Annotated in this window: 20 protein-coding genes; 10 read left to right on the top strand and 10 right to left on the bottom strand. The window is 62.1% G+C overall.

The window, feature by feature from the left end:
• Nucleotides 1–28: 28 nt before the first annotated feature.
• The 3 genes from F8197_RS23195 to F8197_RS23185 all read left to right on the top strand — a co-directional run bounded on the left by F8197_RS23195 (nucleotide 29) and on the right by F8197_RS23185 (nucleotide 4,404).
• A complete protein-coding gene (locus tag F8197_RS23195) occupies nucleotides 29–1,318 on the top strand; it encodes an HlyC/CorC family transporter (RefSeq protein WP_026637221.1) in 1,290 nt (429 codons plus the stop codon).
• Between the two features lie 135 nt (nucleotides 1,319–1,453).
• On the top strand, nucleotides 1,454–3,178 hold the full coding sequence (pilB, locus tag F8197_RS23190; protein WP_152883918.1) for a type IV-A pilus assembly ATPase PilB: 1,725 nt from the start codon (nucleotides 1,454–1,456) through the stop codon (nucleotides 3,176–3,178).
• An 11-nt stretch (nucleotides 3,179–3,189) separates the two neighbouring features.
• Entirely contained in the window at nucleotides 3,190–4,404 is a 1,215-nt protein-coding gene (locus F8197_RS23185) for a type II secretion system F family protein (protein ID WP_056137599.1), read from the top strand.
• 77 nt (nucleotides 4,405–4,481) lie between these two features.
• Here the strand turns inward: F8197_RS23185 and F8197_RS23180 are convergent, their stop codons facing one another.
• Nucleotides 4,482–4,853 (bottom strand): histidine kinase, encoded by a 372-nt coding sequence (locus tag F8197_RS23180; RefSeq protein ID WP_152883916.1) that lies wholly within the window; start codon nucleotides 4,851–4,853, stop codon nucleotides 4,482–4,484.
• Nucleotides 4,854–5,031: 178 nt separating this feature from the next.
• On the opposite strand from F8197_RS23180, the gene F8197_RS23175 reads away from it, so the two are divergent.
• From F8197_RS23175 to F8197_RS23160, 4 genes are all read left to right on the top strand, one after another.
• Nucleotides 5,032–5,910 (top strand): A24 family peptidase, encoded by an 879-nt coding sequence (locus F8197_RS23175; protein ID WP_152883914.1) that lies wholly within the window; start codon nucleotides 5,032–5,034, stop codon nucleotides 5,908–5,910.
• On the top strand, nucleotides 5,907–6,512 hold the full coding sequence (gene coaE, locus F8197_RS23170) for a dephospho-CoA kinase (RefSeq protein ID WP_056137602.1): 606 nt from the start codon (nucleotides 5,907–5,909) through the stop codon (nucleotides 6,510–6,512). The genes F8197_RS23175 and coaE overlap by 4 nt, the downstream gene beginning before the upstream one ends.
• A gap of 107 nt (nucleotides 6,513–6,619) precedes the next feature.
• A complete protein-coding gene (zapD, locus tag F8197_RS23165; protein WP_056137603.1) occupies nucleotides 6,620–7,375 on the top strand; it encodes a cell division protein ZapD in 756 nt (251 codons plus the stop codon).
• 9 nt (nucleotides 7,376–7,384) lie between these two features.
• Nucleotides 7,385–7,558 carry a DNA gyrase inhibitor YacG gene (locus F8197_RS23160; RefSeq protein ID WP_019921459.1) on the top strand — a complete coding sequence of 58 codons (174 nt, stop codon included), beginning with the start codon at nucleotides 7,385–7,387 and terminating at the stop codon, nucleotides 7,556–7,558.
• A 131-nt stretch (nucleotides 7,559–7,689) separates the two neighbouring features.
• Here the strand turns inward: F8197_RS23160 and F8197_RS23155 are convergent, their stop codons facing one another.
• From F8197_RS23155 to argJ, 6 genes are all read right to left on the bottom strand, one after another.
• Nucleotides 7,690–8,457, bottom strand: coding sequence for an anti-sigma factor domain-containing protein (locus F8197_RS23155; protein ID WP_152883913.1), 768 nt, complete (start codon nucleotides 8,455–8,457; stop codon nucleotides 7,690–7,692).
• Entirely contained in the window at nucleotides 8,454–9,020 is a 567-nt protein-coding gene (locus tag F8197_RS23150) for a sigma-70 family RNA polymerase sigma factor (protein ID WP_019921457.1), read from the bottom strand. The genes F8197_RS23155 and F8197_RS23150 overlap by 4 nt, the downstream gene beginning before the upstream one ends.
• Nucleotides 9,021–9,106: 86 nt before the next feature.
• Complete coding sequence (locus tag F8197_RS23145; protein ID WP_152883911.1) at nucleotides 9,107–9,652, bottom strand: DUF3455 domain-containing protein; 546 nt, start codon at nucleotides 9,650–9,652, stop codon at nucleotides 9,107–9,109.
• Between the two features lie 104 nt (nucleotides 9,653–9,756).
• Nucleotides 9,757–10,179 carry an NUDIX domain-containing protein gene (locus F8197_RS23140; protein ID WP_152883909.1) on the bottom strand — a complete coding sequence of 141 codons (423 nt, stop codon included), beginning with the start codon at nucleotides 10,177–10,179 and terminating at the stop codon, nucleotides 9,757–9,759.
• Nucleotides 10,176–11,051, bottom strand: coding sequence for an ATP-binding protein (locus F8197_RS23135; protein WP_152883908.1), 876 nt, complete (start codon nucleotides 11,049–11,051; stop codon nucleotides 10,176–10,178). The genes F8197_RS23140 and F8197_RS23135 overlap by 4 nt, the downstream gene beginning before the upstream one ends.
• Nucleotides 11,051–12,289: a bifunctional glutamate N-acetyltransferase/amino-acid acetyltransferase ArgJ gene (gene argJ / locus F8197_RS23130; protein WP_152883906.1), complete on the bottom strand. Its 1,239-nt coding sequence runs from the start codon at nucleotides 12,287–12,289 to the stop codon at nucleotides 11,051–11,053. The genes F8197_RS23135 and argJ overlap by 1 nt, the downstream gene beginning before the upstream one ends.
• A gap of 319 nt (nucleotides 12,290–12,608) precedes the next feature.
• Between argJ and F8197_RS23125 the strand changes: the two genes are divergently transcribed.
• Together F8197_RS23125 and F8197_RS23120 are read left to right on the top strand one after the other, a co-directional pair.
• Nucleotides 12,609–13,829 carry a porin gene (locus F8197_RS23125; RefSeq protein ID WP_152883905.1) on the top strand — a complete coding sequence of 407 codons (1,221 nt, stop codon included), beginning with the start codon at nucleotides 12,609–12,611 and terminating at the stop codon, nucleotides 13,827–13,829.
• Between the two features lie 13 nt (nucleotides 13,830–13,842).
• Nucleotides 13,843–14,253: a hypothetical protein gene (locus F8197_RS23120; protein ID WP_152883903.1), complete on the top strand. Its 411-nt coding sequence runs from the start codon at nucleotides 13,843–13,845 to the stop codon at nucleotides 14,251–14,253.
• A gap of 59 nt (nucleotides 14,254–14,312) precedes the next feature.
• Here F8197_RS23120 and F8197_RS23115 read toward each other — a convergent pair whose 3' ends face one another.
• The 3 genes from F8197_RS23115 to secA all read right to left on the bottom strand — a co-directional run bounded on the left by F8197_RS23115 (nucleotide 14,313) and on the right by secA (nucleotide 18,058).
• Complete coding sequence (locus tag F8197_RS23115) at nucleotides 14,313–14,819, bottom strand: GNAT family N-acetyltransferase (protein ID WP_193333543.1); 507 nt, start codon at nucleotides 14,817–14,819, stop codon at nucleotides 14,313–14,315.
• Nucleotides 14,800–15,090 carry a DUF1778 domain-containing protein gene (locus F8197_RS23110; protein ID WP_082488538.1) on the bottom strand — a complete coding sequence of 97 codons (291 nt, stop codon included), beginning with the start codon at nucleotides 15,088–15,090 and terminating at the stop codon, nucleotides 14,800–14,802. Before F8197_RS23110 ends, F8197_RS23115 begins: the two co-directional genes overlap by 20 nt.
• A gap of 169 nt (nucleotides 15,091–15,259) precedes the next feature.
• Nucleotides 15,260–18,058 carry a preprotein translocase subunit SecA gene (gene secA / locus F8197_RS23105; RefSeq protein ID WP_152883900.1) on the bottom strand — a complete coding sequence of 933 codons (2,799 nt, stop codon included), beginning with the start codon at nucleotides 18,056–18,058 and terminating at the stop codon, nucleotides 15,260–15,262.
• A 241-nt stretch (nucleotides 18,059–18,299) separates the two neighbouring features.
• On the opposite strand from secA, the gene F8197_RS23100 reads away from it, so the two are divergent.
• A complete protein-coding gene (locus F8197_RS23100; protein ID WP_152883898.1) occupies nucleotides 18,300–18,779 on the top strand; it encodes a DciA family protein in 480 nt (159 codons plus the stop codon).
• Nucleotide 18,780 lies beyond the last annotated feature (1 nt).

Below are 18,780 nucleotides of genomic sequence, written 5' to 3'. Positions count from 1 at the left end.
GAGGCTTCTCCGCCACCGATCGCCATCTTTGGATACCGTGCCCTTATGGGTGCAGCTGCTTGCACTCGGCCTGCTGATTTTGTTTTCGGCTTTCTTCGCCATGGCGGAGACGGCGCTCATGGCGGCCAACCGCCATCGCTTGCGCCATGAAGCCAAACGTGGCAATCGCCGCGCCATCACCACCCTCTGGCTGCTCGAACGGACCGGCAAGCTGCTCTCGCTGGTGCTCATTGCCAATACGCTGATCAATGCCACCGCCACCGCGCTGGTGACGTCGATCGCGATCCAGGCCTTCGGCCACGACGACAACGTCATCATCGTCTCCACCGCCTGCATCGCCTTTCTGCTGATCGTGTTCGCGGAAATTTCGCCAAAGATGATCGGCGCCACCTACCCCGAGAAAATCGCCCTGCCCACCAGCATGGTGCTGCGCCCGCTGATGGCAGTGTTCAAGCCGGTGATCTGGTTTGTCAACCTGTTCGTCACACAAATCCTGCGGCTGTTCCGCACTCAGGCCGGCGGCCAGGTGAACGATGCGCGCGTCTCGCCCGAGGAGCTGCGCTCGATCGTGCTCGAGGGCGGCAACTTCATTCCGCAAAAGCACAAGAGCATCCTGCTCAACCTGTTCGACCTCGATACCATCACCGTCGAAGACATCATGACCCCGCGCTCGCAGGTCGAGGCGCTGGACCTGGAACTGCCGGTCGAGCAAATCAAGCGCGAGCTGACCACCTGCCAGCACAACAAGCTGCCCGTCTATGAAGGCGAGATCAACCGCATCGTCGGGATTTTGCACGTGCGCAAGGCAGTGGCGCTGCTCAACCAGGAAGACGATTTGACCGTCGACCACTTCCGCCAGTTGCTTACCCCGCCGTACTTCATTCCGCAGGAAACCGGCGCCTTTACCCAGCTGCAATATTTTCAGGAAAACAAGCAGCGGCTCGGCATCATCGTTGATGAGTACGGCGAGGTGCAGGGCCTGGTCACGCTCGACGACATCATCGAGGAAATGATCGGCGAATTCACCACGTCCCTGCCCGACAATGCTCCGCCCGACACCTTCGGCTGGAACGACGCTGGCGCCTGCACACTGGAAGGCACGACCGCGCTGCGCGACGCCAACCGCCGCCTGGGCCTGGACTTTCCGCTCGACGGGCCCAAGACCCTGAACGGCATGCTGCTTGAATTATTGCAGGACATCCCTGATGCGCCGATCAGTATCAAGGTTGGCAATTGCATCATCGAAGTGGTCGAAGCTGATGATCAAGCCATCAAAGTGGTCAAATTGCTACGTACCGGCGGCAAACGCAGCCATTGAATCGTGCGCCGGTGGGTGCACGCAACAGCAGAGGTACAATCGGCTCGACCAGCGGACCTTGCGCTTTACAAAGGATGTGCCTGAGGGCATGATTCAGAAGGGCAACAGGTTCGCCCTCCACCATCGGAAGCAGCCATGGCCGCAGTCCTACCGAACACCGTTACGATGCCGGGCCTGGCGCGCGCCCTGATGCAGGCAGGCCGCCTGTCGCCGCAGCAGGCCGAGGCACTCAACAAGAAAGCCCACCACGAAAAACAGCCGTTCATCGACGTGCTGCTGGCCAGCGGCGCCATCGACTCGCGCGCATTGGCCACGTTTTGCGCCGAAACCTTCGCCTATCCGCTGCTCGACGTGTCCATGCTCGATATCGAGGCGCTGCCCGCCAAGGCCATCGACGCCAAGCTGATGCAGGGACAGCGCGTGGTGGCGCTGGCCAAACGCGGCAACAAGATGGCCGTGGCGATTTCCGACCCCACCAATACCCAGGCGCTCGACCAGGTCAAGTTCCAGACCGAATCCACCGTGGAACCGGTGATCGTGCCGCACGACGCGCTGTTGCAGCTGCTGGCGCGGTTCGGGCGCAGCGCCGAGCAGAGCATCGCCGACCTGGCCGGCCCGGAGACGGACTTCCAGTTTGCCGAGGAAGAAGAAGCGCCGGCCAGCGCGGCCGACACCGCTGCCGCCAACGAAGTGGAAGATGCGCCGGTCGTACGTTTTCTCAACAAGATGCTGCTTGACGCCGTCACCATGGGCGCATCCGACCTGCACTTCGAGCCGTTTGAAAAATTCTACCGGGTGCGCTTTCGCGTCGATGGCGTGCTGATCGAGCATGCGCAGCCGCCGGTGTCGATCAAGGACAAGCTGGTGTCGCGCATCAAGGTGCTGGCCAAGCTCGACATTTCCGAAAAACGGGTGCCGCAGGACGGCCGCATGCGCCTGGTGGCCTCGCCTACCCGCACCATCGACCTGCGCGTCTCCACGCTGCCCACGCTGTTCGGTGAGAAAACCGTAATGCGTATCCTGGACGGCAGCCAGGCGCAGATGGGCATCGACGCGCTCGGCTACGAGCCTGAACAAAAGGCGCTGCTGATGGACGCCATCCACCGCCCGTACGGCATGGTGCTGGTGACCGGGCCCACCGGCTCGGGCAAGACGGTGTCGCTGTACACGTGCCTGAACGTGATCAACAAGCCCGGCATCAATATCTCCACCGCCGAAGACCCGGCCGAGATCAACCTGCCCGGCGTCAACCAGGTCAACGTCAACGACAAGGCGGGACTGACGTTTCCGGTGGCATTGAAATCGTTCCTGCGCCAGGACCCGGACATCATCATGGTCGGCGAGATCCGCGACCTCGAAACCGCCGATATCGCAGTAAAAGCTGCGCAAACCGGCCACCTGGTGTTTTCCACGCTGCATACCAACGATGCACCGTCCACTCTCACCCGGCTGATGAACATGGGCGTGGCGCCGTTTAATATCGCCTCGTCGGTGACCCTGATCACGGCCCAGCGCCTGGCCCGGCGGCTGTGCGTGTGCAAGCAGCCGGTGGACATTTCTGCGGACTTGCTGATCAAGGCCGGCTTCCAGCCCGCCGACCTCGATGGCACCTGGAAGCCGTACGGTCCGATCGGCTGCGAGCGCTGCAACGGCGGCGGCTACAAGGGACGCGTGGGCCTCTACCAGATCATGCCGATCACGCCGGCCATCGAAGCGCTGATCCTGGCCCACGGCAACGCCATGCAGATCGCCGCCCAGGCCCAGCTCGAAGGCGTGAAATCGCTGCGGCAGTCGGGGCTGCTCAAGGTCAGGCAAGGCATGACCAGCCTTGAAGAAGTACTCGGCTGCACCAACGAATAGGACTGCGACCCATGGCAAACACCGGCAACCAGGTCAAGGAAACCATTTTTGCGTGGGAAGGCAAGGACAAGACCGGCAAGACCGTGCGCGGCGAACTGCGCGCCGGCGGCGAAGCCGTGGTCAACGTCACCTTGCGGCGCCAGGGCATCATGGTTACCAAGGTGCGCAAGAAAACCTACCGCAGCGGCAAGCGCATCAAGGAAAAGGACATCAGCCTGTTTACGCGCCAGCTGGCCACCATGATGAAAGCCGGTGTGCCGTTGCTGCAGGCGTTCGATATCGTCGGCAAGGGCCATTCCAATCCGTCGGTCTCCAAGCTGGTGCTGGATTTGCGCGCCGATATCGAGACCGGCACCAGCCTCAACCAGGCGTTCCGCAAATTCCCGCTGTACTTCGACGCGCTGTTCTGCAACCTGGTGGCCGCCGGCGAACAGGCTGGCATCCTGGAAGACCTGCTCACCCGGCTGGCCATCTACAAGGAAAAGACGCTGGCCATGAAGGCCAAGATCCGGTCGGCGCTGATGTACCCGATCTCGATCCTGGCGGTCGCTTTCATCGTCACCGCCGTGATCATGATCTGGGTGGTGCCTGCGTTCAAGGAAGTATTTGCCAGCTTCGGCGCCAACCTGCCCGCCCCCACGCTGTTCGTCATGGCGCTCTCGGAATTCTTCGTGAACTGGTGGTATGTAATTTTTGGTAGTCTTGGCTTCGGCATCTGGTTGTTCTTCCGCACCTGGAAACGCTCGGTGCCGATGCAGCGCGCCATGGACCGGCTGATCCTGCGCGTGCCCGTTTTTGGCGAGGTGGTGCGCAAGGCCACGATTGCGCGCTGGACCCGCACCCTGTCCACCATGTTTGCTGCCGGCGTGCCGCTGGTCGAGTCGCTCGACTCGGTGGGCGGTGCGGCCGGCAACGCCGTCTATGCGGACGCCACGCGCCGCATCCAGAATGAAGTGAGCACGGGAACCAGCCTCACCGCAGCCATGCAGAACGCCGACGTGTTCCCGAATATGGTCACGCAGATGGTGTCGATCGGCGAAGAATCGGGCGCGCTCGACGCCATGCTGGGCAAGGTGGCCGACTTTTACGAGGAAGAAGTGGACGAGGCCGTGGCCTCGCTGTCGAGCCTGATGGAGCCGGCCATAATGGTGATCCTGGGCGTGCTGATCGGCGGGCTGGTGATTGCCATGTATTTGCCGATCTTCAAGCTGGGTTCGGTGGTGTAAGCGGATTGGCTGCGTTGTCAGAAACGGCCTGGCCGCGTTGTTCGGCTGAGGCTGCGACTGGGACCAGGCTGCGCAGGTCAGCCAGCGTTTTTGGTGTTTCCGCCTTTTATAGGTGGACGCAGCGCTTGTAGGCGCTGGCGGCCATCGGCCAGGGCGGCGTCGCCCTGGTCGAGCAGGTGTTCGATGGCTGCGCGCTCGGCGCTGCCGGCGGGAAAACGCTGGCCCACGCTTTGAAAGCTCAGCAGGATCCCCTGCATGCCTTGCAGCAGCGCGTCGTGGACGTCGCAGGCCAGGCGTTCGCGCTCGGCCAGTTGCGCCAGCAGGTCGCGGCGGCGGCACATGGTCTTGCACCAGCGGTTGTGGCACAGCAAGCCCAGCATCAGGCAGAGAAATAGTCCCAGCAACAGGCAGCCTGCCAGCCATAGCGGTGGGGGTAAGGAAGTCGGCAATCGAAGCTCCAACCAGATCAGTTCCGCCACCTTGCCATTAACTTTTGGTTACGCCCATATCTCGTACGGGGGAGAAACTGCCCCAGGGTGGGGCAAATTTGACTGGCGCGTCTTCGGCCATGCTTTAATATGCGCTGGGGTCATCAATCGACCAATTTTTCAGGAAATCTACTCACTCATGCTGCAACCGTCCCTGCTGTTCGCTCCCGCCGGCGAGCTTGTCATCAGCCTGATCGCCGGGCTGTTCGGCCTCTTGATCGGCAGCTTCCTCAACGTCGTGATTCACCGCCTGCCGCAAATGATGCAGCGCGAGTCGGACAATTATTGCGATGAAGAAGCCGGAAAGCCGCCGCGCCACACCACCCGGTACAGCCTGGTAGCGCCACGCTCGGCCTGCCCGCACTGCGGCCACCAGATCACGGCGCTGGAAAACATCCCGGTCATCAGCTGGCTGGCGCTGCGCGGCAAATGCAGCCAGTGCAAGGCGCCGATCTCGGCGCGCTACCCGCTGGTGGAATTGCTGACGGCCGCGCTGTCGGCGCTGGTGGTGTGGCAGTTCGGCAGCGGCTGGCAGGGACTGGGCGGCTTGCTGCTGCTGTATATGCTGGTCGCGCTCACCTTTATTGACTTCGATACCCAGCTGTTGCCCGACGACCTGACCTACCCGCTGCTGTGGGCCGGCTTGCTGCTCAATCTGAACGCCACCTATGTCTCGCTCGAAAGCGCGGTGATCGGCGCGGCCGCCGGCTACCTGGTGCTGTGGTCGATTTACTGGGCCTACAAACTGCTGCGCAAGCGCGAAGGCATGGGCTATGGCGACTTCAAGCTGCTGGCCGCCCTCGGCGCCTGGCTCGGCTGGACCATGTTGCCGGCCATCGTGCTGATGGCCTCGCTGGTGGGTTCGGTGGTCGGCATCGTGCTGATGGTCCTCAACCGGCGCGGGCTCGACTACCAGATTCCGTTCGGCCCATACCTGGCGGCCTCGGGCCTGACCTGCTTCCTGTACCGCGCGCCGCTGGCCGATGTCAGCGCCATCCTGTACCCGGTGCTGCGATGACGGGCACTTTTGCAGTCGGCCTGACGGGCGGCATCGGCAGCGGCAAGAGCACCGTGGCCGACCTGTTTGCCGCACGCGGCGCCTCGATTGTCGATACCGACGTCATCGCCCACAGCCTGACCGCGCCGGGCGGCGCGGCGATGCCGGCCATCATCGCCGCGTTTGGCGCCGAGTTTGCCGATGCCAATGGCGCACTCGACCGTCCCCGCATGCGCGCGCTGGTGTTTTCCGATGCCAAAGCAAAAGCCACGCTCGAAGCAATCCTGCACCCGCGCATCCGCGCCGGCGCGCTCGCTGCTGCCGAGGCCGCCACTGGCGACTACGTGATGTACGCGGTGCCGCTGCTGGTGGAGTCGGGAACGTGGCGTGACAGGGTGTCGCGCATACTCGCGGTAGACTGTCGCGAAGACGTGCAGATCGCCCGCGTCATGGCCCGCAATAATCTGTCCGAAACGCAAGTACGCGCCATCATGGCGGCCCAGGCCAGCCGGGCCGAACGGCTGGCGGCAGCCGACGATGTCATCGACAATAACGGCGGTCTCGACGCGCTGGCGCCGCAAATCGACCGTCTGCACGCCCAATATCTGCAAATGCGCGGTTAATTTCGGCAGGAATCGCGCACTATGCTGTCGCAATATTTGTAATTTTGCTTGGCTTGCTTCAAAATCACGTGCATTGTCTGCAGGTCCACCTATAGAGGGATGTTATTTTGATCGTCTACGAATATCCTTTCAACGAACGCATCCGCACCTTGTTGCGCTTGGAGGATCTGTACGAGAAATTCCAGTTCTTTGTGCATCAGCCCGACCCGATGCAGCACCACGTCGCCCTGTCCACCATTTTCGACATGCTCGAAGTGGCCGGCCGCGCCGACCTCAAATCCGATCTGCTGCAAGAACTCGAACGCCAGCGCCAGACCCTGCTCGGCTATCGCCTCAATCCCAACGTCCAGCCCGAAATGCTCGACGCCATCCTGGCCGAAGTGGACAGTGTCAGCAGCGCCCTGGTCGCCGCGCAAGGCAAGACCGGCCAGAACGTGCGCGACAACGAGTGGCTGATGAGCATCCGTGGCCGCACCATCATTCCGGGCGGCGCCTGCGACTTCGACATGCCGTCGTACTACGCCTGGCAGCAGCGTCCGGCCGAGCAGCGCTATAGCGACATCGTTACCTGGTTCACGCCGCTGGCGCCGCTGTTCGATGCGCTGGGCCTGGTGTTGCGCCTGCTGCGCGATTCGGGCGTGCCGGTCAAAATGATTGCCGTGGCCGGCAGCTACCAGCAAATGTTGCAAGGCAAGGTGTACCAGATGCTGCGCCTGTCGCTCGACGAAACCTCGGGCGCGATCCCCGAAATTTCCGCCAACAAGTATATGTTGTGGGTCCGGTTCACCACCCAGGGCGGCGACCTGAAACCCAAGCCGCTGGAAGATCAGGTACCATTCGAGCTTACTCTCTGCAACTTCTGATCAAATAATATGGTTACCGTAGTCTCCTGCCCGACCTGTTCCGCCAAAGTGGAATGGAAGCCTGAAAACAAGTATCGCCCGTTCTGCTCGGAGCGCTGCAAGCAGATCGATCTCGGCGCCTGGGCCGAGGAGAAGTACGCGATTCCGGCCGCGCCACCAAAAGATCCGCACGAGGAAGAGTAAGCGGAGTCAGCGCGCTGCAAATGCCGCTGTAACTTGCGAAAAACTCGATTCCCGCCCGCGCGGGAATGACGGCTCACCGGCTGGTGATCGATGCTGCCGCCGACCGTTACACTGCCGTTCCCCGGTTCCCCCTACATCGCTACCTTGACCGCCCTGCCGATATACAGGATCGGCCCGGTCGGCTTGCCGGTCGGCGAACCCGCTTCCGGTTCCAGCGTGATTTCAAACAGCTGATCCTGCTGCACCTGCGGCAGTTGATCGAGGGTCAGCTTGACCGATTGATTCGGTCGCACCAGCCCCAGCGATACCGGGGCTTTCCAGTCCGTTCCCTTGGTCCAGAATTGCAGCGACTTGTTACCCGGCACGGACACACCGTGCAGCGGCGTCAGCGTCAGCTTGCGGTTCAGGCTGGCCTGGACCACGTAGCCGGCAGTACGCTCCTGCGGCGCCACCAGCACCACCATGTACGCCGGTTGCAGCGCCTCGCTCGACGGTTGGCGCGTGAGCAGCACGGCCAGCACCAGCGTGGCAAACACGGCCCCGCCACTAAGCGCACGCCACAGGCGCAAGTCGTCCCACCAGCGGCGCCAGCCACCGGCGGCTGTCACGGCCGACGGTGTCAGACTGCTTGCCAGCTTATTGGCAGACTGGTCCGCCGCAGCCGTGGCGCGGCTGCCGGCGACGCTGTTGCTGATTTTAGGCCACAGTTCCGGCGACGGTTCAGTTGGCTCTGCCAGCGCGGTCAGCGGCAGCAGGCGCTGTTCCCACGCGGCCACTTCGGCGCGCAGCAATGGCTCCAGGGCCAGCCGGCGTTCGATGTCCTGGCGCGCGGCCAGCGGCAAGGTGCCCAGCACGTACTCGCCAGCGAGCTCCCTTAATGTTTCGATAGATTCCGTCATGCCATGCACTCCCGCAAAGCGGCCAGGCCGCGCTTGAGCCAGGCTTTGACCGTGCCCAGCGGCGCGTTCAGCCGCGCCGCGATTTCACTGTGGCTGCACCCATCGACATAGGCGCAGACGATGCTGTTGCGCTTGGCGCTGTCGAGGTGGCCGAGGCAGTCATTCAGGCGTCCCATATTCGCTTGCAGCTCGAACTGCTCGGCGACCGTGTCGCCCTGCCCGTCCTGCGCTTCCTGCAGGGCGTCGAGCGCGTCGTTGTCGTCGGTATAGACGTCGCGTTCACGCGAGCGCAGCGCGTTCAGTGCCTGGTGCCGCACCACGCTGAAGATCCAGCCGCGCCCGGCGCCACGACCGGCATCGAAGCTGGCCGCTTTTTGCCAGATGCTGACAAAGGCGTCGTGCAGCACGTCCTCGGCCAGGTCGCGCCGGCGCACGATGCGCAGCGCCACGCCCAGCAAATGGCGGCCGTCCTGCTGGTACAGGCGGTGCAGCGCCTGCTGGTCGCCAAGCGCACAGGCGTGCAGCGCAGCGTCGTAATCGAATCCGTCGGCGGTTGGTGGCATCGGCATTCTGAGGTGAGGTGGGCGGAGCGCTGCTGCGGCTGATTATAGCCGAGGGCTGCGCGCCCGCCCGCTTCGGTTCATTGCTATCAGGCGGCTTTCCAGAAGATGTAGTCGGCCTGGTACTGCACCTTCTCTTTGGCGCCCGCGTTGCCCGCGCCGCACATGCCGGCCGGCGCCACGCCACCCCTGGTGGCCACGCGCTGTATGTACTTCACACCCATCATGGCGCCGTTGCCCATGGCCGGGTTGGCCTTGACCAGTTGCGACGGGATATTGCCGGCGCCCGCCGGTGCGACCGCGAGCTGGGTGGCGGTCACTTTCGAGCCGTCGTTGCTCTGCCAGGTGGCCGGTGGACCGAAGTATTTACCGACGTTCATGCCGCCGCGGTCGGTCAGCTGCGCATCGGGGCCGATGAAGGTCCATTCGAACTGGTCGGCGCTGTCTTTCTTCAGTTTGCATTCGTAGGTGATGTCGCCGGCGCCCACGGTTTCCATGGCGACCTTGTGGCCGGCCGGTACCTGCACGGTGGCGGGCAGCGCTTGTTGATTGAAGCTGGGCATGCTCGGTGAGCTGGCGCAGGCCGAAAGCATGACAGCAGCGGCAATGGCGGACGTAATGGCGAGGGTTTTCATGGCGGGCTCCTGAAGTCGTTGTGAGGTGGCGGCGCATGGTTGTGCGCCGATACCTGTACTACCCGCCGGCACTGCGTTTGGATGCAGTGCGATGCAAAAATATTTTAGCGGCCGAGGTTACCACCAAAGCGCAGCTGGTCGAGCCACTCGATCAGCGGAATGGTGGCCGGCAGCAGCGGCTCCACGCCTACCGTGCCCTGCCATGCGAACGCCTGTCCCTCCAGGCTTTGCGGCTCACCGTGCCAGTCGCGGCTGATGAAGAAATGCAGGCGCACGTGCGCGTGCGGATACACGTGCTCGACGCCGCACCACTCCTCGGCGCTGTTGATGGTCAAGCCCAGCTCCTCGACAAACTCGCGTTTCAGGGCTTCGAGGATGGTTTCGCCGGGATCGACTTTACCGCCCGGGAATTCCCAGTAGCCGTCGTACGGTTTGCCGGCCGGGCGCTGGCCCAGCAGCACGTCGCCGTTCGACTGCATCAGGATGCCCACGGCGACGTCGATCGGCTTGATTGCTGCATCGCTCATGCCAGCCGCCCCGCGTAATCCTTGGCGAACTGCCACGCCACACGGCCCGAACGCGAGCCGCGTTGCAAGGCCCAGCGCAGCGCGTCGCCACGGGCGTCGGCAATCTGCGTCCCGGTGCAGCCGAGTGTAGCGAGCCAGTGGTTGACGATTTCCAGGTAATCGTCCTGCTTGAACGGATAAAACGTCAGCCACAGCCCGAACCGCTCGGACAGCGAGATTTTTTCCTCGACCGTCTCGCCCGGATGCAGGTCGCCATCGTCGCCGTGTTTATAGCTCATGTTGTCGGACATGCGCTCGGGCAGCAGGTGGCGGCGGTTCGAGGTGGCGTAGATCAGCACGTTGTCGGACTGCGCCGAGATGCTGCCGTCGAGCGCCACCTTGAGCGCCTTGTAGCCGCTCTCGCCTTCTTCGAACGACAGGTCGTCGCAAAAGATGATGAAGCGCTCGGGCCGGCCGGCCACGAGATCGACGATATCGGGCAGCTCGGCCAGGTCCGCCTTGTCCACCTCGATCAGGCGCAGGCCATCCTTGGCGAACTGGTTCAGGCACGCCTTGATCAGCGACGACTTGCCGGTGCCACGGGCGCCGGTCAGCAGCACGTTGTTGGCCGGGCGGCCGGCCACGAACTGGCGCGTGTTCCGCTCGATCTGCTGCTTTTGCGGGCCGATGTGCTGCAAGTCGTCCAGCGCAATATCGGACACGTGCGCCACCGCCTGCAGGTAGCTGGCACCACCCATGCCGCCGCTGCGCTGGCGCCAGCGGAACGCATAGCCGCGCGTCCAGTCCGGTACTGGCGGCGCCGGTGGCAGCACCGCTTCCACCCGCGCCAGCACGGCCTCGGCACGGGCCAGGAATTGTTCGAGCGTGGTCATCACGAACGGTAGTCGGCGTTGATGCTCACGTAGTCGTGCGACAGGTCGCAGGTGTACACGGTAGCGGCCTGGTCGCCGCGCGCCAGTTTCACGCGCACCAGGATTTCGCTCTGCTGCATCACGCGCTGGCCATCGGCTTCCTGGTAGTCGGGATTGCGGCCGCCGTTCTTGGCTACCCACACGTCGTCAAGGTACAGGTTGAGCTTGCTGACGTCGAGATCATCGACGCCGGCATAGCCGATCGCGGCCAGGATGCGGCCCAGGTTCGGGTCGGACGCGAAGAACGCCGTTTTCACCAGCGGCGAGTGGCCGATCGAATAGGCGATCTTGCGCGCCTCGGCCACGCTGGCCGCGTCTTCCACGGTAATGGTGATGAACTTGGTGGCGCCTTCGCCGTCGCGCACGATGGCCTGCGCCAGGAACAGCGACAGCTCGGTGACGGCGGCAGCCAGCTCGCGGTATTCAGGCGACTCGACCGAATCGATCACCAGGCTGCCGGCGCCGGTGGCGATCAGCATGAAGGAATCGTTGGTCGAAGTATCGCCGTCGATGGTGATGCAATTGAAGGTCTGGTCGGCCACCTGCTTGACCAGCACGTCCAGCACCGGCTGCGCCACCCTGGCGTCGAACGCCAGGTAGCCGAGCATGGTAGCCATGTTCGGCTTGATCATGCCGGCGCCCTTGGAGATGCCGCTCATGGTGACCGTGTGGCCGGCGATGGTGACCGTGCGCGAACCGGCCTTGGGCTGGGTGTCGGTGGTCATGATGGCTTCGGCCGCATTGAACCAGTTATCGGCTTGCAGGCCGGCCACCGCTTGCGGCAGGCCGGCGATCACCTTGGCCGCCGGCAAAGGTTCGAGGATCACGCCGGTGGAGAACGGCAGGATCTGCGCCGCGTCGCAGCCGAGTTGGGCCGCCAGCGCGGCGCAGGTTTCGTTGGCCAGCGACAGGCCCAGTTCGCCGGTACCGGCGTTGGCGTTGCCGGTGTTGACCAGCAGTGCAACGACCGGCTTGCCGGTTTCCCTGGCGGCTGCCAGGTGGGCCTTGGCGATCTGCACCGGCGCGGCGCAGAAACGGTTGAGGGTGAACACGCCGGCAACGGTGGCGGTAGGCGCCAGCTTCATCACCAGCACGTCCTTGCGGTTGGGCTTTTTGATGCCGGCTTGAGCGAAGCCGATCTCGATACCGGCAACGGGTTTCAGGTCGGCAGCGACGGGCAGAGGGGAATTGACGGCCATATTCAGTGATCTCGTAGGTGGCAGGGAAGCCGATATTGTAATGCCTGACCGGCAAAACGGCGCGGTGCGTGAGCGATGACTTTCAGTCGTGGCATAAATGTTAAACATGCCTGCACGATTACTGACACGATGTCATACAACTTATTGATTTTGCAGGTCTTTTGCATAAAAACGACGGAATATAGAACGATCGTCCACTTTTTTGCATTTATTTTCATGCCGCAGGGCAATTTAGTTTAAGTTGAGCAACGAATGCCCCATCCCCGCATCGCCCCAGACAACGTAGTACAAGACAACCCTCAGCAAGGACGAGCACCTCATGAAAAAGCAACTATTAGTAGCAGCGATCCTGGCCGCCATGGCCACGATGCAGGCCCACGCCGGCGCCCTCGACGACGGCAACCTCAGCATCAGCGGTTTCGGCACCGTTGGCGTTGCCAAAGGCAATTCCGATACTGCCGAGTTCGCGCGTTACAACCAGGCCAAGGGCGTGGGCGACAGCCCGCGCATCAGCCTCGACACCAACCTCGGCCTGCAAGCGACCTACAAGATGAACGACTGGCTTTCGGGCACGGTGCAAGTACTGAGCCGCAAGGGCCCGGAAGGCAACTTCGGCACCGAAGTCACCTGGGGCTTCCTGAAAGCGAAGATCAACGACGAAGTGAGCGTGCGCGTGGGCCGCGTGGTCGTGCCGACCTTCCTGATCTCGGACTACCAGAACGTGGGCTACGCCAACACCATGATGCGCCCGCCAATCGAGCTGTACGCGCAGAACCCGATTGAAAACTCGGACGGCGCCGACATCAATTACCAGACCAACTTTGGCGACCTCAACTTCACGGCCCAGGCCTTTGTCGGCGTTTCACGCGGCAAGATCTACGTGTCGTCGGGCAGCGGCTCGGTGGCCACCTACCGCGCGCCGGACGCCGGCATCAGCATCAGCGGCGAATACGGCCCGTTCATCGTGCGCGCCGCGCACGCCCGCGCCGAGATGGAAATCAACGACATCGGCTCGCTCAACACCTTGAGCAACACTCTGACGGCCGTGGGCTTCGGCAAGCTGGCTTCCGACCTGAATTTCAAGGACGGCAAGAAGATCGCGTTCACCTCGATCGGCATGACCATGGACTGGAACAACATCCTGCTGCAAGCCGAATACGCCCAGCGCCGCGCCAAGGAACCGGTGTACCTGGCCGACACCAACGCCTGGTACGCGATGGCCGGCTACCGCATCGGCAAGTTCGTGCCCTACGTTGCACACTCGAAGGTGGAAGGTCACGGCAGTTCGGTCACCGTGCCGGCCGCGTTTGCCGCCGCGCCAGCCGCATTGCGCGGCGCCGTCACCGGCCTGATGGGTGCGCAGGAACAGAGCACCAGCCTGGTGGGCGTGCGCTGGGACTTCGCCAAATCGATGGCCCTCAAGGTGCAGCTGGACCACGTGACACCGAAAGCCAAGTCGGGCTACCTGATCCACGCACCGGCCGCCGGCACCACCAAAGACATCAACGTGGTCGCAGTCGGCCTCGACTTCGTATTCTGATCCGGGAGCACCTATGAACAACAATATTATTGCTGCAGCACTGGTGGCCGCGCTGGGCGCCGTCGCACTGCCGGCCTCGGCCGAAGTGGTCGTGATCGTCAGCCAGAAGAACCCGGCCACCCGCATGTTCTCGGAGCAGGCTTCACAGTTCTTCCTTGGTAAGTCGAACCTGTTCACACCGGTGGACTTGCCGGAAAGCTCGGCCGTGCGCGCCGAGTTCTACAAGAAGGTGGCGGACAAGGATACGGCACAAGTCAAAGCCTTGTGGTCGAAGCTGGTGTTTACCGGCAAGGCTACCGCACCGAAGGAATACGCCAGCGCCGCCGAAGTGAAAAAGGCCGTGGCAGCCGATCCGAAGGCGATCGGCTATATCGAGAAGTCTGCCGTCGATGATACGGTGAAGGTGATTTTGACGTTGCCGTAAGATGAAGTAGTGGCGGTCACTGTGGGTCACGGTGGCCGCCCTGTTCCAGGCAGTAAGAGTTACCCGTTCGGAAATTCAGGCATCGACGCGATCGGCAATACCAGGATGTCCGGATCGTTGGGAAGCTGTATGAAGCCGTATTTCTTGTAGAAGTCGACGGCGCCGTCTTTGGCGTCGACGAACATGGCAAAGCCGCCAACCAGCCGCGAAGCCTGGCACACCCGCTCCATCGCTTCGAACAACAGGCGCTCACCGTAGCCGCGCTGTTGCGCGTTGGCCGATACCGCCAGCCTCGCCAGCGTATATCCCGCCACGTTCACAGGTAACTTTTTTGCCATCGCAACTGGCAAATCATCCTTGGGCGTGACATCCCGGATGGCCATGGTCACGAAGCCTTGAACCACTGTCGGGCTCTCTTCCTCGATGAGCACAAATGTTTTAGAGGTATTATTTTTTTGATGCTGGCGCGCCGTGGTCCTCAACCAATGATTAAGGTCTGTATTGCCGCAGTCGAAATTGGCTACATCATGCGCTTTACCGAGCGCCTCAATCTTTACGATCGCCATATTTCTCTTCCATGAATCGCTTGAAGCCCCGCTGCATCGCTGCATTGGGTTGCGGCGGGCTATCGAGCAGGTTGAGCAACATGGCGGCATCATCCCGAGAAATGGTGATGCGTTTTTCTCGATCCACAATCTTCTGTGCTTTTTCCAGCGCTGCCTGCACTACAAAACCATTCAAGGTAGTACCGGTTAACTCGGCTGCAGAGTTCAATACTTCCGCGACCGCAGTGGAGATCCGGGCAGTAATCCGCTCTTTCTCAAGTAGTGCGCTCATGAAATATCCTTCGGTGAGTTGACGATGACAGACGATCCAACCAATATAACACAAGTTGATTAATCGGCGACAAATTGACGCCATGCGACACTTTGTCACCTACTAGCAACACGCGTAAAAAAACCGCCATCATCGCGTGCGATCATGGCGGTTTTTCAATCGAAGTTTATTACGCCAGCTTGCCGTGGCAAGCCTTGTACTTCTTGCCGCTGCCACATGGGCAGGGGTCGTTGCGGCCGACTTTCAGGCCCATTTCCATCAGCTGCTCGCCCGTGAGGTTTTGCAGTTCCGGCGGCAGGCCCGCGTAGTTGTTGGCCGAGGCCGGCGCTGGCGCCAGCAGGTCTTCCGGCGCCGCGTTCGGGTCGAAGTCGGCGTGCTGGTAGCTGACGTTTTCCACGTGCGACTTCTGCATCTCGGCTTCGGCCAGTTCGATCTCGTCGCGCGACTGGATGCGCACGGTCATGATCAGCTTGACCACTTCGTTCTTGATCATGTCCAGCATCTGGCCGAACAGCTCGAACGCTTCGCGCTTGTACTCCTGCTTCGGATTCTTTTGCGCGTAGCCGCGCAGGTGGATACCCTGGCGCAGGTGGTCGAGTGCGGCAAGGTGCTCGCGCCAGTGGCTGTCCACGCTTTGCAGCATGACGTTGCGTTCGAAGCCGGCAAACGATTCGCGGCCGACAATGGCGATCTTCGCTTCGTACTGGGCATCGGCAGCAGCCAGCACGCGTTCCAGGATGTCGTCGTCGTTGATGTCTTTTTCGGTCTCGAGCATGTGCGCGAGCGGCAGGTCGATTTGCCATTCGGACGCCAGCGACGCTTCCAGGCCCGCGATATTCCACTGCTCTTCGACCGATTCGGCCGGCACGTATTCGCGTACCAGGTCGGTGAAGGCGCCGTGGCGCAGCGAATCGATCAGTTCCTTGGTGTCGGTGGCTTCGAGCAGCTCGTTACGCTGCTGGTAGATCACCTTGCGCTGGTCGTTGGCGACGTCGTCGTATTCCAGCAATTGCTTGCGGATGTCGAAGTTGCGCGCTTCCACCTTGCGCTGGGCCGATTCGATCGAGCGCGAGACGATGCCCGCTTCGATCGGTTCGCCTTCCGGCATTTTCAGGCGGTCCATCACGGCGCGCATGCGGTCGCCCGCGAAGATGCGCAGCAGCGGATCGTCAAGCGACAGGAAGAAGCGCGACATGCCGGGATCGCCCTGACGTGCTGCACGGCCGCGCAATTGATTGTCCACGCGGCGCGATTCGTGGCGTTCGGTGCCGATGATGTGCAAGCCGCCGGCGGCCACCACTTCTTCGTGCAGCGCCTGCCAGCCGTCGCGCAGTGCCTTGGCCTGCTTGGCCTTGTCGGCGTCGGACAGGTCGGGATTGGCTTCGATGAACTGGATCTGCTTTTCCACGTTACCGCCCAACACGATGTCGGTACCGCGACCGGCCATGTTGGTGGCGATGGTGATGGCCTTGGGGCTACCGGCCTGGGCGATGATCTCCGCTTCGCGGGCGTGCTGCTTGGCGTTCAGGACGTTGTGCGGCAGGCCGGCCTTGGTCAGGATGCTCGACAGCAGTTCGGAATTCTCGATCGAAGTGGTACCGACCAGCACTGGCTGGTTGCGGTCGTAGCACTCGCGGATTTCCAGCATCATGGCGTTGTACTTTTCCTGCGCCGACTTGTACACCTGGTCCTGGCGGTCCTTGCGGGCCGATGGGCGGTTCGGCGGCACTACCACGGTCTCGAGACCGTAGATTTCCTGGAATTCGTACGCTTCGGTATCGGCGGTACCGGTCATGCCGGACAGCTTGGCGTACATGCGGAAGTAGTTCTGGAACGTGATCGAGGCCAGGGTCTGGTTCTCGTTCTGGATCTTGACGCCTTCTTTGGCTTCCACCGCCTGGTGCAGGCCGTCGGACCAGCGGCGGCCGGTCATCAGGCGGCCGGTGAATTCATCGACGATGACGACTTCATCGTTCTGCACCACGTACTGCTGATCCTTGTGGTACAGCGCGTGTGCGCGCAGCGCGGCGTACAGGTGGTGTACCAGCGTGATGTTGGCGGAGTCGTACAGCGACGCGCCTTCGGCCAGCAGGCCCATCTGCGTGAGGATGGCTTCGGCCTTCTCGTGACCGGCTTCGGTGAGCAGCACCTGGTGCGATTTCTCATCCTTGGTGTAGTCGCCCGGCACTTCGATCTTGCCCTTGCCGTCGGACGTTTCTTCGCCGATTTGCAGGGTCAGGTGCTGCGGCACTTCGTTGATCTTGTAGTACAGGTCGGTATGATTTTCCGCCTGGCCCGAGATGATCAAAGGGGTACGTGCTTCATCGATCAGGATCGAGTCGACTTCATCGACGATGCCGAAGTTCAGTTCGCGCTGGACGCGGTCCTTGGCGTCGAACACCATGTTGTCGCGCAGATAGTCGAAGCCGAATTCGTTGTTGGTGCCGTAGGTGATGTCCGAACGGTAGGCCAGCTGCTTGGTGCCGTGGTCCATCTGCGACAGGTTGATGCCGGTGGTGAGGCCAAGCCAGCTGTACAGCTTGGCCATGGTCTCGGCATCGCGCTGGGCCAGGTAATCATTGACCGTGACGATGTGCACGCCCTTGCCGGACAGCGCGTTCAGGTAGGCAGGCAGGGTGCCGGTCAGGGTTTTGCCCTCGCCGGTGCCCATTTCAGCGATCTTGCCATGGTGCAGAACCATACCGCCGAGCATTTGCACGTCGAAGTGGCGCATCTTGAACACGCGCTTGCTGGCCTCGCGGCAGACCGCGAACGCTTCGGGCAACAGGGCATCGAGCGACTCGCCCTTGGCGACCCGGTCCTTGAACTCGGGCGTCTTGGCTTGCAGCTCGGCATCCGACAGTTTTTCCATGGCCGGCTCGAGGGCATTGATCTCGCGTACCGTTTTTTGGTATTGCTTGAGCAGCCGCTGGTTGCGGCTGCCAAAAATCTTGGTCAGTAATGACATGCTTGAATTCTTGAAAAAACGCCGTTAAAAAAGCTCTGTAGGTGAAAAACGCTAGACCGCACGGAGTTCGACTATGGCAAAAGACGATGATTTTATCACGCGTCCGGGGGTACATTGGGTCTATGGTCTGGATAACAATAGCGGATAGGTGAACAATGTCACCAAACCAATCTATTTTACCCGGTGGTGACAGATTAGCCGGCGACTGACGTGCGGGGCGCCGTTGTGATATGTTCGCGCCATGCGATTCAATTCCTCCAACCTGACAATCAAGCGCCGCACCGCCGTGGTCGCCACCGACTTTCTGCGCCGCGACGACAAGATGGCCGCCCTGCTGCCGGCCATCGAGCGCATGGCCGCGCTACAAAAAGACTGCGCTGCGGCGCTGCCGACCATGTTCCGCTACTGCGACATCCTCGCTTTTGAGGATGGCCAGCTGACCCTGTCCGTGCCGAACGCAGCGCTGGCAGCCAAGCTCAAACAGCAAATTCCGAAATTGCAGGAAACCCTGGCCAAGCGCGGCTGGCAAGTGAGCGCCACGCGCCTGAAGGTGCAGATGACCAAAGCGGCCGAAATCAAGGAACAGATGCGCTCGCTGTCGCTGTCGGAAGCGGCGGTCACCGCGTTCGACGACCTCGGCAACAACCTCGAGCAGTCGCCGCAGAATGCCACGCTGATCGCGGCCTTGAAGGCGATGGTGGCACGCCGCCGCGAGGTCTGAC

The organism is Duganella sp. FT27W (genome assembly GCF_009295655.1).
Classification (GTDB): Bacteria; Pseudomonadota; Gammaproteobacteria; order Burkholderiales; family Burkholderiaceae_D; genus Rugamonas; species Rugamonas zoogloeoides.
The sequence above is the reverse complement of the archived record's forward strand: the minus strand, read 5'-3'. Positions and strand labels throughout refer to the sequence as shown.

Excerpts from the sequence above, each read along its gene's own strand:
- pilB (WP_152883918.1), top strand. The coding sequence starts at position 1,454 with ATGGCCGCAGTCCTACCGAACACCGTTACGATGCCGGGCCTGGCGCGC.
- F8197_RS23185 (WP_056137599.1), top strand. The coding sequence starts at position 3,190 with ATGGCAAACACCGGCAACCAGGTCAAGGAAACCATTTTTGCGTGGGAA.
- F8197_RS23175 (WP_152883914.1), top strand. The coding sequence starts at position 5,032 with ATGCTGCAACCGTCCCTGCTGTTCGCTCCCGCCGGCGAGCTTGTCATC.
- coaE (WP_056137602.1), top strand. The coding sequence starts at position 5,907 with ATGACGGGCACTTTTGCAGTCGGCCTGACGGGCGGCATCGGCAGCGGC.
- F8197_RS23160 (WP_019921459.1), top strand. The coding sequence starts at position 7,385 with ATGGTTACCGTAGTCTCCTGCCCGACCTGTTCCGCCAAAGTGGAATGG.
- F8197_RS23155 (WP_152883913.1), bottom strand. The coding sequence starts at position 8,457 with ATGACGGAATCTATCGAAACATTAAGGGAGCTCGCTGGCGAGTACGTG.
- F8197_RS23150 (WP_019921457.1), bottom strand. The coding sequence starts at position 9,020 with ATGCCACCAACCGCCGACGGATTCGATTACGACGCTGCGCTGCACGCC.
- F8197_RS23145 (WP_152883911.1), bottom strand. The coding sequence starts at position 9,652 with ATGAAAACCCTCGCCATTACGTCCGCCATTGCCGCTGCTGTCATGCTT.
- F8197_RS23140 (WP_152883909.1), bottom strand. The coding sequence starts at position 10,179 with ATGAGCGATGCAGCAATCAAGCCGATCGACGTCGCCGTGGGCATCCTG.
- F8197_RS23135 (WP_152883908.1), bottom strand. The coding sequence starts at position 11,051 with ATGACCACGCTCGAACAATTCCTGGCCCGTGCCGAGGCCGTGCTGGCG.
- argJ (WP_152883906.1), bottom strand. The coding sequence starts at position 12,289 with ATGGCCGTCAATTCCCCTCTGCCCGTCGCTGCCGACCTGAAACCCGTT.
- F8197_RS23125 (WP_152883905.1), top strand. The coding sequence starts at position 12,609 with ATGAAAAAGCAACTATTAGTAGCAGCGATCCTGGCCGCCATGGCCACG.
- F8197_RS23120 (WP_152883903.1), top strand. The coding sequence starts at position 13,843 with ATGAACAACAATATTATTGCTGCAGCACTGGTGGCCGCGCTGGGCGCC.
- F8197_RS23115 (WP_193333543.1), bottom strand. The coding sequence starts at position 14,819 with ATGGCGATCGTAAAGATTGAGGCGCTCGGTAAAGCGCATGATGTAGCC.
- F8197_RS23110 (WP_082488538.1), bottom strand. The coding sequence starts at position 15,090 with ATGAGCGCACTACTTGAGAAAGAGCGGATTACTGCCCGGATCTCCACT.
- secA (WP_152883900.1), bottom strand. The coding sequence starts at position 18,058 with ATGTCATTACTGACCAAGATTTTTGGCAGCCGCAACCAGCGGCTGCTC.
- F8197_RS23100 (WP_152883898.1), top strand. The coding sequence starts at position 18,300 with ATGCGATTCAATTCCTCCAACCTGACAATCAAGCGCCGCACCGCCGTG.